The 13,170-nt window shown below is 59.7% G+C and carries 11 protein-coding genes; 2 read left to right on the forward strand and 9 right to left on the reverse strand.

Translation table 11 applies throughout. The features are described 5' to 3' along the window. The first annotated feature begins 398 nt into the window (after positions 1-398). Positions 399-1,718, forward strand: a complete 1,320-nt coding sequence (tgt, locus tag FW756_RS00005) for a tRNA guanosine(34) transglycosylase Tgt (RefSeq protein WP_446428133.1) — start codon at positions 399-401, stop codon at positions 1,716-1,718. Positions 1,719-1,836: 118 nt separating this feature from the next. Here the strand turns inward: tgt and FW756_RS00010 are convergent, their stop codons facing one another. From FW756_RS00010 to FW756_RS00030, 5 genes are read right to left on the reverse strand one after another with little or no spacing between them, the layout of a single operon-like run. Beyond that, complete coding sequence (locus FW756_RS00010; RefSeq protein WP_446428134.1) at positions 1,837-2,559, reverse strand: queuosine precursor transporter; 723 nt, start codon at positions 2,557-2,559, stop codon at positions 1,837-1,839. Beyond that, a complete protein-coding gene (locus FW756_RS00015; RefSeq protein ID WP_446428135.1) occupies positions 2,552-3,565 on the reverse strand; it encodes an NAD(P)/FAD-dependent oxidoreductase in 1,014 nt (337 codons plus the stop codon). The genes FW756_RS00010 and FW756_RS00015 overlap by 8 nt, the downstream gene beginning before the upstream one ends. Positions 3,566-3,568: 3 nt before the next feature. Next, positions 3,569-5,116, reverse strand: a complete 1,548-nt coding sequence (gene gltX / locus FW756_RS00020) for a glutamate--tRNA ligase (protein ID WP_446428136.1) — start codon at positions 5,114-5,116, stop codon at positions 3,569-3,571. A gap of 37 nt (positions 5,117-5,153) precedes the next feature. Then, positions 5,154-6,422: an MFS transporter gene (locus tag FW756_RS00025; protein ID WP_446428137.1), complete on the reverse strand. Its 1,269-nt coding sequence runs from the start codon at positions 6,420-6,422 to the stop codon at positions 5,154-5,156. Next, on the reverse strand, positions 6,419-7,387 hold the full coding sequence (locus tag FW756_RS00030) for a LysR family transcriptional regulator (RefSeq protein ID WP_446428138.1): 969 nt from the start codon (positions 7,385-7,387) through the stop codon (positions 6,419-6,421). Before FW756_RS00030 ends, FW756_RS00025 begins: the two co-directional genes overlap by 4 nt. Before the next feature lie 81 nt (positions 7,388-7,468). Between FW756_RS00030 and FW756_RS00035 the strand changes: the two genes are divergently transcribed. Further along, entirely contained in the window at positions 7,469-8,509 is a 1,041-nt protein-coding gene (locus tag FW756_RS00035; RefSeq protein ID WP_446428139.1) for an aminotransferase class V-fold PLP-dependent enzyme, read from the forward strand. Here the strand turns inward: FW756_RS00035 and rlmN are convergent. The 4 genes from rlmN to FW756_RS00055 are packed head-to-tail and all read right to left on the reverse strand — an operon-like array spanning position 8,506 to position 12,919. Then, a complete protein-coding gene (rlmN, locus tag FW756_RS00040; protein WP_446428140.1) occupies positions 8,506-9,837 on the reverse strand; it encodes a 23S rRNA (adenine(2503)-C(2))-methyltransferase RlmN in 1,332 nt (443 codons plus the stop codon). The two genes, FW756_RS00035 and rlmN, sit on opposite strands and share 4 nt — an antisense overlap. 50 nt (positions 9,838-9,887) lie before the next feature. Then, positions 9,888-10,685, reverse strand: coding sequence for a fumarylacetoacetate hydrolase family protein (locus tag FW756_RS00045; protein WP_446428141.1), 798 nt, complete (start codon positions 10,683-10,685; stop codon positions 9,888-9,890). Between the two features lie 27 nt (positions 10,686-10,712). Next, positions 10,713-11,807, reverse strand: coding sequence for a branched-chain amino acid aminotransferase (locus tag FW756_RS00050; RefSeq protein ID WP_446428142.1), 1,095 nt, complete (start codon positions 11,805-11,807; stop codon positions 10,713-10,715). 50 nt (positions 11,808-11,857) lie between these two features. Continuing rightward, complete coding sequence (locus tag FW756_RS00055; protein WP_446428143.1) at positions 11,858-12,919, reverse strand: 3-isopropylmalate dehydrogenase; 1,062 nt, start codon at positions 12,917-12,919, stop codon at positions 11,858-11,860. Positions 12,920-13,170: the final 251 nt, after the last annotated feature.

Here is a 13,170-nt window from a genome sequence, read left to right on the forward strand (position 1 = left end):
AACGTTCCGGTGAAACCGCAAACCAAATCAACCAGGCCAGCTTTGCTGCCCGGCTGCGTTGCGGCGACAAGGGATTACATTACGCCCAACCCAGACCGAACGCAAACCAGAACAGAAACACGGGCGTGTCTGAAAGAACGCCCGTGTCACCCAACACCAGGCCACCCTGTACCCACCCCCCTCAACCCATCGAGCCCACCACGCCCCTCACACCCTCGAAACCAGGGCTTCCCCACCAAAACACCCCTTACTTGCGCAAGAAAGACCCACTTTCGCAGGAAACACCCCATCTCAAGCACTTCAACCTCAATACATGCAGGACCACACACCTCCGTCCACGAGCGGTAGGGCGATCAGGGCATTGCACGACGTGCAGTTGAAGCTGCTTAGATGGATCCGTGAACAACTCAGCCCTGGCCAATGCGCCGCTCAACCCTCCCCCGTCGCCCGCAGACTTTGGCTTTACTGTCGAGCATCGTCTTGAGCAAGACGGAGAGCATGGTTCTGATGGACGTCCGCTTGGGCGCACGGGAACGATCCGCACTCCACACGGTGAGATTCAAACGCCAGCGTTTATCCCGGTTGGCACTAAAGCGACGGTAAAGTCACTGCTTCCTGCAACCGTGCGCGAACTTGGTGGACAGGCCGTGCTGTCAAATGCCTATCATCTCTTTTTGCAGCCTGGCAGTGACATCGTTGACGCCGCCGGCGGTCTTGGCAAGTTCATGAACTGGGACGGTCCGACATTCACTGATTCTGGTGGTTTCCAGGTGATGTCACTCGGCGTTGGCTTCAAGAAGGTTATTTCGATGACCGAGGATCTCCACGAGTCAGATGCAGTGATCGCGAAGAACAAAGAGCGTCTCGCTCACGTTGATGAGGACGGCGTGACCTTCAAGTCGTTCATTAACGGCGACCGTCACAGGTTTACGCCTGAGATCTCCATGCAGATTCAGCATCAGCTCGGCGCAGACATTATGTTCGCGTTCGATGAGCTCACGACGCTCATGAACACTCGGGCATATCAAGAAGACTCAGTGAACCGCACCGCACGCTGGGCCGTGAGATGCCTCGACGAGCATGCCCGCCAGACAGCTGAACGTACGCATCGGCCATATCAGGCACTTTTTGGCGTCGTACAGGGCGCACAGTACGAGGACCTCCGGCGAAAGGCCGCCCGCGGACTCGCTGAGATGCATGGTGCTGACGCCGAGGGCCAGACCTTCGATGGGTTCGGCATCGGCGGCGCGATCGAGAAGAGCCAGCTCGGCGAGATCTGTGGCTGGGTCACCGATGAGTTGCCAGAGAACAAACCTCGCCATTTGCTCGGCATCTCCGAACCCGATGACCTCTTTGCGGCCGTCGCTGCGGGCGCAGACACCTTCGACTGTGTCGCTCCCTCACGCCAGGCACGCGGCGGCACGATGTATTCCAGTCAAGGTCGAATCAACGCCAAGGCAGCAAAGCAGCGTCGCAACTTTGGCCCGATCGATGATGATTGCGACTGCTACACCTGTGAGAACTACACAGGCGCATACCTCCATCACCTTTTCAAAGCAAAAGAAATGGTGTCGTCAACCCTTGCAACGATTCACAACGAGCGGTTCATCGTTCGCTTGGTTGATCAGATCCGAGCCTCGATGATCGACGGGACATTCGCTGAGTTCCGTGACGAGACGCTCGGTCGCCTGTACCCGAAACAGTCCAAGCAGGACTAACGCGGTAGCTCACATCGGCTGAACGCACATGAGGGGCTGGTGAGTCCGAAGTTTCAGACTCACCAGCCCCTCATGTGCAGAACCTGATGCGTTGCAGAGCGGCACCTGTCTATAGCAATTACGCCGTCTCTGCTCGTCGCACCGAACTAATAACCCGGGTGGTGAGAGGCAACAGCACGATCTCAGCGAGCACCTTCACCACATAACCAAGCACCACGTACATGACAAAGTCGACGCCAGTGATGATCCCGGCGAAAGCGATAGTGCAGAACACCAGTGTGTCGAGTAGCTGACCAGCCATCGTCGAAACGATGAGGCGCGTGCGCAAGTATCGACCTGCCGTGCGCTTTCGCATCTTGTCGAGCACCCAGGCGTTGAGTAGCTGGCCGATCAAGAATGCCGCGAGGCTTGCTGCCACGATTCGAGGAACAAAACCGAGCACGGCTGCAAACGCCTCTTGATTTCCCCAACCGTCAGCCGGTGGTGAAATCTGCACGATCAAGATTGTGAGCGACGCAAGTGCTGCAAGTGCGAACGCAGTGAAAATTGCGCGTCGTGCAGCCTTCAACCCATACACTTCGGCAAGCACGTCACCGAGAATGTAGGCGAGCGGAAAGAGGAACACTCCACCGTCGAAGATCATTGGAAGCGAAAACGCGCCAAGAGTGATCGAACCAAAGGTAATCGGTTTGACAGCAACAACATTTGAAATGAGCAAGATTCCGACGAACGCAGCCGAAATGGTGGCGTATCGAGCTCCGGCAGCAGCTGCACGCGCACCAGGCGTCACATACTTGTCTTGCGTTTCTTCGGTTGCCACAGTCACGTCCAGATCACTCATCAATCACACCCACGCCGAGAGCGCCTCTGATCATGTCCATGTTCAGTTTCGCAGCGACTCGCGCCCCATTGCCCGCAGCAATAATGAGCTGTTGCGGCCCAGGCGGAACGATGTCGCCCGCTGCAAATACACCACGCTGCGATGTCTCGCCGCGCTCGTTGACCTGCACGAGTCCCCAGTCGTCACGATCGACGTTCAGATCACCCAGGAACTCAATTGGCGCATGCCAGCGGGGACGGAGGAAGCCTCCAACGCGTGGAATCACCTCACCATCGACCAGGCGCACTCCAGTCATGTCAGCTTTCTCGCCAACGATGTCTTCAATTTCACGACGTTCAACACGGATGCCAATCGCAGCAAGCTGTGCTTCTTGTTCCGGGCGGATCGTGTCAGCGCCATTCGTGAAGACGATGAGATCCGAGCTGAAGCGACTGATGAGCAATGCTCGAGCGAACAGATCGCTCGTTTCGCCAATGAGGACGAGCGGGCGATCAGACTTTTCAAAGCCGTCACATTCAACGCATGAGTGCAGCGCAGTGCCGTAGTACGCACGCACCATCGGGAACTGTGGGAGTTCTTCTGTGAGTCCAGCAGTGACAAGCACGCGACGAGTAACGAACTCAACATCGGCCGCGCCGCGTACGCCCTTCGCTGTGACACGGAAGCCAATGCCATCGGGGAACCCGACAGCAAGCGCTTCCGCTTCACTCAAGCGTTCTACCGAGTTCGTCACGGCCTGAGCGAAACGTGCAGTCGGATATGCCTCGAATTCTTCTCGACCGAGACGACGCAAATCGAGCGGAGATGCGCCGTCTCGGGTGAGGAACCCATGCGACTGCAGCGTTGCTGCATGGCGGGGTCGGTTACTATCGATGATCGCAATGCGACGGTTCGCGCGGACAAGCTGCAGGCCTGCAGATAGTCCGGCGGGTCCGCCGCCGATAATCACAACGCCAAACGGCACTGAATCATCGAGCTGCGGTGCGGGTTCGACGACCCCAGCCATGCGTTACTCCTTGGTTTCTGCGTTCTGTGCGAGATGGTCGAGCAGGCGCTGGAGACGGGCAAGCGTCTCTTCCTTGCCGAGCAGCTCGAAGGATTCAAAGAGCGGTGGCGATACGCGACGTCCCGACGCGGCAACACGAAGCGCGCCAAATGCGACGCGGGGCTTTAGGCCGAGTCCCTTCTCAGGGTCGGTCAACGCGTCTTGCAAAGCGTTCTGAATGTTTTCAGTGTTCCAGTCTGCTTCAGCAATCGCTGAAAGTGCTGCCGAGCCCGCAGTCAGCGCCTGGGGCGAGTCTGCGCGGAGCGACTTCAGGCCGTCCTCTTCGTACTGCAACTGCGCCGCGGTTGTGAAAAGGAAACCGAGCATTCCGACGACCTCAGACAGCACGACGATTCGGCTTTGCACCAGTGGGACCGCGCGTCGAACAGTCTCAAGCTTTGCATCACTCGGCTCGACGGGAAGGGCTCCACCTGCAATGAGGTACGGCACGATGCGCTCAAAGAAATCATCTTCGGTCAGCAGACGGATGTGGTCTGCGTTAATCGAGTCTGCCTTCTTCTGATCGAAGCGAGCCGGGTTCGGGTTCACGTTGACGATGTCGAATGCTTCGACCATCTCCTCACGCGTGAAGACGTCGCGATCTGCAGAGAACGACCAACCCAGGAGGGACAGGTAATTAATCAGGCCCTCGGGAATGAAGCCGCGCTCGCGATGAAGCAGCAGGTTCGACTCTGGGTCACGCTTTGACAGCTTCTTGTTGCCCTCACCCATGACGTAGGGCAGGTGACCAAAGCGCGGGATTGCAGGCTCGAGTCCCAGCTCAACCAACGCACTGTGCAGAGCAATCTGGCGCGGGGTCGAGGAAAGCAAGTCTTCGCCGCGAAGCACGTGGGTAATCCCCATGAGCGCATCATCGACGGGGTTCACGAGCGTGTACAGCGGAGCACCGTTGGGCCGAACCACCACGAAGTCGATGGTGGATCCCGCTGGGAACGTTACTTCGCCACGGACGAGATCATCAAATGACAGGTCAGTGTCGGGCACGCGGAAGCGCAGTGCAGGCTGACGACCTTCTGCGCGGAACGCAGCAACCTGCTCGTCCGTCAGATCACGATCGTAGTTGTCATAGCCGAGCTGCTTCGGGCGACCAGCCGCCTCGTTACGTGCATCGATCTCTTCAGCGGTCGAGTAGCTCTCATACAGGTAGCCACCCGCACGAAGCTTCTCAATGATGCCCTGGTAGATCTCACCGCGCTGCGACTGACGGTATGGACCGTGCTCACCGCCTGCATCGATTCCCTCATCCCAGTCGAGGCCAAGCCAACGAAGGGAGTCAAGAATCTGCGCGTAGCTTTCTTCGCTATCGCGAGCTGCGTCGGTGTCTTCAATTCGGAAGACAAACTTGCCGCCGGTGTGACGCGCATATGCCCAATTGAACAGGGCAGTGCGGACCATGCCGACGTGCGGCGTTCCGGTCGGAGATGGGCAGAAGCGCACGCGGACATCAGTGCCGGTGGCCTGCGAGAACTGGGGTGCATCGCTGTGAGACATCACCTTCATTCTAGACCTGTTTGGCAAGATGGGGTCGTTATTCCATTGGCGCGCGGTCTTCACCTACGATCTCGTGCGGCACGCGTGTCCGGATTGTCGCGATTACACCAATCACCAACAGTGCTCCGGCAATGACTGACAACAGCGGGAATCCACCAGCAGTGAAGAACACACCCGCCACCGCACCAAAGGCCGCACCAGCGATGTTCATCACCGTGTCGGACTGCCCCTGGCGTCGTGGGCGCACCGAGTCAGGCGTCAGTTCTGTGAGCAACGCCGCACCGGCAACCGTCACTGCGCACCAACCGAGCCCGACAAGCGTCAACGAGATCTGAATGAGCGTTCCGTTTGCACCCGCAGTCGCTGTGCCCACTGCCGAAATCGCGAGTATGACGAAGCCGATCATCATGACTGCGCGCGATCCAATTTTGCCTGCAAGCATTCCTGCAAGCGGCGACAACGCATACATTCCTGCAACATGAAGGCTAATCGTGAAGCCAATAAAGGTCACTGAAGCTCCGTGCTCATGCAGGTGCAACGGCGTCATTGCCATGAGCCCAACCATGATTGCGTGCCCCATGGCGATCGCAACAATCACCGCATATTGGCGGATCGTAGCAGCGCGCTTCTCCGCCGGGCTCGACGCCGCATCTGCCGCACGGGCGGAGCCACTGGTCGCTGCGTTCGCGCGATCTCGTGCGGCTTCCTGGGCCGTGAGCAGCGGATCTGGACGCAGTGCGAACCACACCACGAGTCCAGCCAACAGCTGGGCAACCGCAGTAAACACAAACACGCCGCCCAGCCCGGGAAGCCCCAGTTGTTCACCAAGCCGAGCACCGGGCGACAGCAGGTTCGGCCCAGTCACGGCGCCAACCGTGATCGACCACACGACGAGCGAAAGATCACGCGCGCGCGTCTGCGGCACTGCAAGGTCCGCTGCAGCAAACCGAGATTGCAGCTGCACTGCTGACCCGACACCGAGCATGCCGAGCCCAAGAAACAACAGCCATGAGAGGGGCAGCGCTGCAGCGAGGATGACGAGCAGCGCTCCGCTGAACGCAATGAAGTTTCCTAGGGAAAGGGCGATCCGCCGCCCCTTGCGCATTGCGAGTCGTGCAAGCGGAATTCCAGCCGCCGCGGCCCCGGCAGTGCTTAGGGTGGCGCCAAATCCAGAGAGCGCCGGATTCCCGGTGATTTCCGCGATGAGTAGCGAGCCAGCCGAAATGGAAGCACCAACGCCGAGACCGCCGAGTACCGTTGCTGCAGCAAGAACTGCAACCGTACGCCGTTGAATTACGTGGGTCACTGCACGTCCCCACTCACCGGAACGATCCCCCAGGGTTCCCCATCAACCTGCGCAAGCAGTCGCTTCGCGAGACGTACCTGCGGGCTTTCGTTCGCAGTCGCCATCGACACCAGTCCAATGCGGCGATACCGCGGCGGATCAAGGGTTAGCGCGACCGCACCATCAGGCAGAGAGGGTGCTGCTGCGAGCGCGAGGCCTGCGACGAGCACCACTGCACCGCCTGCCGCCGCCATCGCGAGCATTGCCGGGACGTTATCGGTTTCTTGAATAATGTCAGGCTCAAAGCCGTGATCCGCTGCGGCTGCAAGCAGGTGCCCACGACACTTCTCACAGCCTGCGATCCAGTGCTCAGTCGCGTAGTCGCCGAGGTCAGCTTGTCCGCTCTCGGGCACGTCGTGGCGGTCAGACACGACGAGGTACACGTTCTCCCGCCACATTGGCAGGAACGCACTTCCTGCCGGCAAACCGACTGCACCCTCATAGTCGAAGATGAGCGCACAGTCCACCTCGCCATCGCGCAACATTGCCGCGGCTTCTGGCGGCTCAGCTTCGCGATACTGCAACGAAACATCTGGTGCCTCGACCGCGAGCCTGCGCATGAGCTCTGGGACGATGGTTGCCGAAGACGACGGGAAGCCCACCAGGCGCAGTGTCCCCGCGCGCTCGCCACGCAAGTCATCGATCGCTGCAAGTGCTGCGTCGATTTCCGCAACGACGGTGCGGCCATGATCCGCGAGAATCTGCCCCGCGTTCGTCAGGCGAATGCCGCGTCCCGATCGTTCAATCAGCGGGACTGCAAGGCGCGTCTCCACACGCTTGATGCGCTGACTAATCGCTGGCTGGCTCAGCCCGAGTACGCCAGCAGTTGACGTCAACGAACCCGTCACCGCGAGCGTATGCAGGATGCGCAGTTCCGTCGAGTCGATCGTGCCGAGGGGGTCACCAAGGGGGCGCTGTGTGTTCACACGGACATCATAACCACAATGGAACTGTTTCATAAGAACTATTCGGTTTTCTTATCTTGCGGGCCGCCCTACAGTGACAATATGAGCACCGCATTCACCGCTGATTTTGACGCAACCCCCGGGTATCTTTCCGCGTGCACGGTCGGCGTGCCCACTCACGCGACCGCTGCGGCCATGCGGGAGTTCGTTGATGATTGGTCACACGGATGCCTTGATGCGGTCGAACTTGGCAACAGTCTTGAACGTAGCCGAGCGCTGTTTGCACGCATTGCCAAGGTTGCTCCCGACCAGGTTGCGATCGGCGCGCAGACCTCACAACTCGTTTCTATCATCGCGACCGCCGTACCCGACGGCACCGAGGTGCTGTGCGCAGCTGGCGATTTTTCTTCGCTGACGCACCCGTTCGAACAGCTCAAAGACCGCGGAATCACCGTTCGGTACGTGCCACTTTCGGAACTCGCGGAAGCCATTCGACCAGAAACCGCGCTCGTTGCGTTCTCGCTCGTCCAGTCAGCAACCGGCGAACTTGCGGATCACAAAGCCATCTCCGCAGCGGCAGCTCGACATGACGTCTTGACCTGCGTGGATCTCACACAGTCTCTCGGTTGGCTCCCGATTGGTGCCGAGAGGTTTGATTTCACCGTCTGCCACGCATACAAGTGGTTGTGCGCACCACGCGGCACCGCGTTTCTCACCATGCGCCCTGAGCTCATTACCCGAGCAATCCCGCTCGCCGCGGGCTGGTGTTCGTCAGCAGACCCCTGGACCGCAACCTACGCCGGGCACACTCCCCTCGCAGACACCGCCAGGCGTTTCGACCTCTCCCCCGTCTGGCCTGCGGTGACCGGAACCGAACGAGCGCTCGAATACTTTGCTACCCATGACGCAGTCGCGATCCACGCCCACGTGTTGCAGCTCGCCAATAGCGCTCGTGCCGTACTTGGGATGCCCGCAGGCAACTCAGCGATCGTCACGTGGGCGGATCCAGACGGCACCGACCTTGCCCGCCTGCAGGCTGCAGGCATTACTGCCTCTGGAAGAGCAGGAAACGCCCGCATCGCGTTCCATGTCTGGAACTCCGATGCGGACGTTTCAATGCTTGCGAAAGCGCTGCGCGATTAGTTCACCGAAGGAGCTTCGATCACGTCACCAGCTACGGCCGCAGCCGCTTCCGCTTTGTCCTGCTCAGTCGCAACGAGCTGACCACAGGCGCCGTCGATCTCTTTACCGCGAGTATCGCGGAGCGTCGTTGGAACACCTGCAGCGTTCAAGCGATCAACAAACTCACGTGTGACGGCCTTCGTTGAAGAGGTCCAAATCGAGCCGGGCGTCGGGTTGAGTGGAATCGGGTTCACATGCACCCAGCCGCGACCGCGCTGGTTCAGACGCTCAGCAAGCAAATCTGCTCGCCAGGCGTGATCGTTCATGTCTTTGATGAGTGCGTACTCAATCGAAACGCGACGACCTGTCTTCTCGTAGTAGTAGTACGCAGCATCGAGCACCTCATCGACCTTCCACCGGCTATTCACGGGGATCAGGTCATCACGGAGCTGGTCGTCAGGAGCGTGGAGCGAGAGCGCAAACGTGATCGCGAGGTCTTCGTCGGCGAGCTTACGGATCGCTGGTGCGAGGCCAACCGTAGAAACCGTGATGCCACGCGCGCTCATGCCGAGTCCCTCGGGAGACGGGGCAACCATGCGGTGCACGGCATTCATGACGCGCTTGTAGTTAGCGAGCGGCTCCCCCATGCCCATGAACACGATGTTGTTGACGCGTTCAGCTTCAGCACCGTTCCCGGCACGACGCTTACGGCCGAGGCCACCCTCGGCGATGACCCGGTTCGCTTGCACCACCTGGTCAAGAATCTCCGCAGTCGACATGTTGCGGGTGAGGCCAGCCTGGCCAGTCGCGCAGAACGGGCAATTCATGCCGCAGCCACACTGGCTCGACACGCACAGGGTAATGCGGCCCGGGTAACGCATAAGCACCGACTCGACGAGCGCGCCGTCAAACAGTCGCCACAGGAACTTGATCGTGTCACCGTCATCGGTCACGAGGCGCTTCACCTCAGTGAGCAGCGGCGGGAAGAATGCTGCAGCAACCTCGTCACGACGGTCCTTTGGCAAATCAGTCATCTGCTCGGGATCGGTCGTGTGGTGCTCGAAGTAGTGCTTCGAGATCTGCTTCGCACGGAACTTGGGGAGGCCAAGCTCGACAATCTTCGCCTCGCGCTCGGCGAGGGTCATGTCTGCGAGGTGCGTGTCAGGCTGCTTCACGCGGGGCGAAGCGAACTGCAGGGTCGGGCGGCCGTCGGCCGAGGTGAGCTGCTTCCAGCCCTCAGTCTTCGGGCGAACCTGGGCGCGCGGCTCCGAGTCGCCGGAACGAGGGCGGGTCTTCGTGAACTTCGGTTCTTCCGCAGCCTTGCCGTGATTGAGCTTGTTGGGATCCATTACCGTCTATTGTCGCATCTCAAGTTGGGAGCGTCGAAACGGCTGGCAAGTTACGCGGCGCGTACGGGGTTTCGCAGGGTTCCGATTCCATCAATGTGTACTTCGACAGTGTCGCCAGCCACGATCGGACCAACACCTGCCGGAGTGCCGGTCAAGATGACATCGCCAGGCAAGAGCGTAAACGCCTGCGACGCATATGACACGATCCGCGCCAACCCAAAGATCAGCTCGGAAGTACGGCCCTCCTGTCGCAGTTCACCATTCACTCGGGTGGTGATCAGCGCATCTGCAAGGTCAGGATCGGTTTCAACAATCGGACCAATCGGGCAGAACGTGTCGAAGCTCTTGCCGCGCATCCACTGGCCATCAGCGATCTGAATGTCACGCGCGGTGACATCGTTCGCGCAAGTGAACCCAAACACCACCGACAGCGCTTCGTCTTCAGTGACGTTCTTCGCGACCGCGCCGATAATGATTGCGAGTTCACCCTCGTGTTCAACACGGTTCGAGACAGAGGGAAGCAAGATCGGATCGCCAGGGCCAATGATCGAGGTGTTCGGCTTCAGGAACAGCAAGGGAGCGTCGGGCGTGGGAGCTGGCCCCGTGAGTTCCGCCATCTCAGCAACGTGGTCGGCATAGTTCTTGCCAACGCACACAATCTTCGAGCGCGGAATCACGGGGGCCAACAGGCGCACGTCAGCGAACGGGATGCGCCGTCCGGTCGTGTCATATTCAGCCATCATCGGATCGGAGGACAGCTCAACGATCTCTATGCCGTCGCCAGACTCTGCCTGGTCGAGGATGCCAAAGGAGATCTCTCCTTCGTACTCATAGCGTGCGACCTTCATGCGATCCACCTCTCCGATGCTGTGAATTTATGGTGCAGGAACGAACTCAGTCAACCAGTTATGGCTATCTGCGACGACACCAGTTTGGATGCCCGTGAGTTCCTCACGAAGCGACATGGTAAGTGTGCCAGGAGCGTTCTCACCAAAGTCGATTTCGAACTCAGGGGCTTTGAGCTTGCCAATAGGCGTGATGACAGCGGCGGTGCCGCAGGCGAACGCCTCGACGATACTGCCGTCAGCAACGCCTGCGCGCCACTCCGCAACGGTGACCGCACGTTCCTCAACCTTGTGACCGCGCGCTTCAGCGAGCTCGATGAGACTCCGGCGAGTAATGCCAGGCAGAATGTTGCCATTGAGCTCAGGAGTGAGCAACGTGCCGTCAGCGCGCACGAGGAAGAGGTTCATGCCACCGAGCTCATCGATGCGGCCCTCCTCCTGGGCGTCGGTGAAGAGCACCTGCTGGCAGCCGTTCTCAGCTGCAACCTGCTGCGGAAGCAGCGATGCCGCGTAGTTGCCGCCGCACTTTGCAGCGCCGGTTCCACCATCGCCTGCGCGCGAGAGACCCTGTGAGAGCCAAATCGACACCGGCTTCACACCACCAGTGAAGTATGCGCCAGAGGGGCATGCAATCACGAGGAAGCGCGCCTTCTCAGCCGCACGAACGCCGAGGAAGCTCTCGTCAGCAATCATGAACGGGCGGAGGTAGAGGCTCTGATCCTCACCGGCAGGAACCCAGTCGGCATCAATCTGCACAAGCTGGCGACATGCTTCAACGAAGAGTTCTTCCGGGAGCTCAGGCAACGCAAGACGAGCAGCAGACTCGTTCAAGCGACGTGCGTTCTCGATCGGTCGGAAGCTCACGATCGAACCATCGGGGCGACGGTACGCCTTGAGTCCTTCAAAGATCTCCTGGCCGTAGTGCAGCACCGACGAACCCGGATCAATTGCAAGCGGACCGTAGGGCAGAACAGCAGCATCGTGCCAGCCCGCTTCACGGCTCCACGAGATCGAGACCATGTGGTCGGTGAAGTAATTGCCGAAGCCGGGGTTCTCAAGAATTGCCTCGCGCTCAGCGGCGGGCAGGCGTACAGCCTCGGAAAGGGTGAAGGTGAGGTCAGTCATGACGTCAGCTTTCTCGCGCGCAAGGCGCGGTGAAATTGTTGATGAGGAGTTTATGCTCGCGCAGGAAGCTGAGCGATGACAGCGTCGCCGACGTCAGTGGTCGAGCGAGCATCGTCGCCGCGACCTGCAAGGTCTGCACGAACCGCAGCACGCACACGTGCAGCTTCGTCTGCGAGCGAAAGATGATCAAGCATCAGCGCCACGGACAGGATGGCCGCCGTGGGGTCCGCGATCTGCTGGCCCGCGATGTCGGGCGCAGAGCCATGGACTGGCTCGAACATGCTCGGGAACGTGCCATCGGGATTGATGTTTCCGCTGGCTGCGAGGCCGATGCCGCCGCCGATAGCGCCGGCCAGATCTGTGAGGATATCTCCGAACAGGTTATCAGTCACGATCACGTCAAAGCGCGAGGGGTTCTGCACCATGTGAATTGTCGCGGCGTCAACGTGCATGTAGTCGACGGCGATCTCTGGGTATTCCGCAGCTACCGTCTTCACAACGCGCTGCCAAATCGCGCCCGCGTGAACAAGCACGTTCGTCTTATGCACCCAGGTGAGCTTCTTGCGCTCGCGCGAAGCGGCAACCTGGAACGCGTGACGCACGATTCGCTCGACTCCAAACGCGGTGTTCACCGACACCTCGGTTGCAACCTCATGAACGGTTCCTTCGCGCAGACGACCACCGTTGCCAACATACGGGCCCTCGGTGCCTTCTCGCACGACAACGAAGTCAACTTCACCTGGCGACTTCAGTGAGGAGTCCACGCCAGGGAAGAGCGTGCACGGGCGTACGTTTGCGTAGTGATCAAAGTCAAATCGGAGCTTTAGCAGGAGCCCGCGCTCGATGTTTGCATTTGCGAGGCGCGGATCACCAGGCGCACCGCCAACAGCACCAAACAGAATCACGTCATTCTCGGCAATCGCGGCCTGCTCAGCTGCGGGAAGCGTCTCGCCAGTCGCAAGGAAGCGTTCTGCGCCAAGCTGAAACTCGGTGCGATTCAGTGCAACATCGCTGCCAACGAGCACCGCATCGAGCACTCGGTTTGCCTGCGCAGTAACTTCCTGACCAATTCCGTCACCGGGAATCACTGCAAGGTTAATGGTGCGTGTCACTGAACACTCCTCCTCTGATGTGCCGTCTTGGCGGCATGAATCCACCGCCGAAAGCAATGCGCCACCATGGCGCCACTGCTCCCCTTTGACGCCATATGGTTCGCCAACTCCCCCAGCATACCGCCGAGAAGATGCAATGAGAGCGCCCTGATGCTGGCAAATGTAGGCGCGACATTCCCGAGTGCAACAACCAATTAGACAAGTGCAGGGCGAGGTGGGTTATAGTTATCAGGTTGCCAGGTGCACTGCAC

It is taken from the genome of Leucobacter sp. 1207-22, assembly GCF_052850455.1.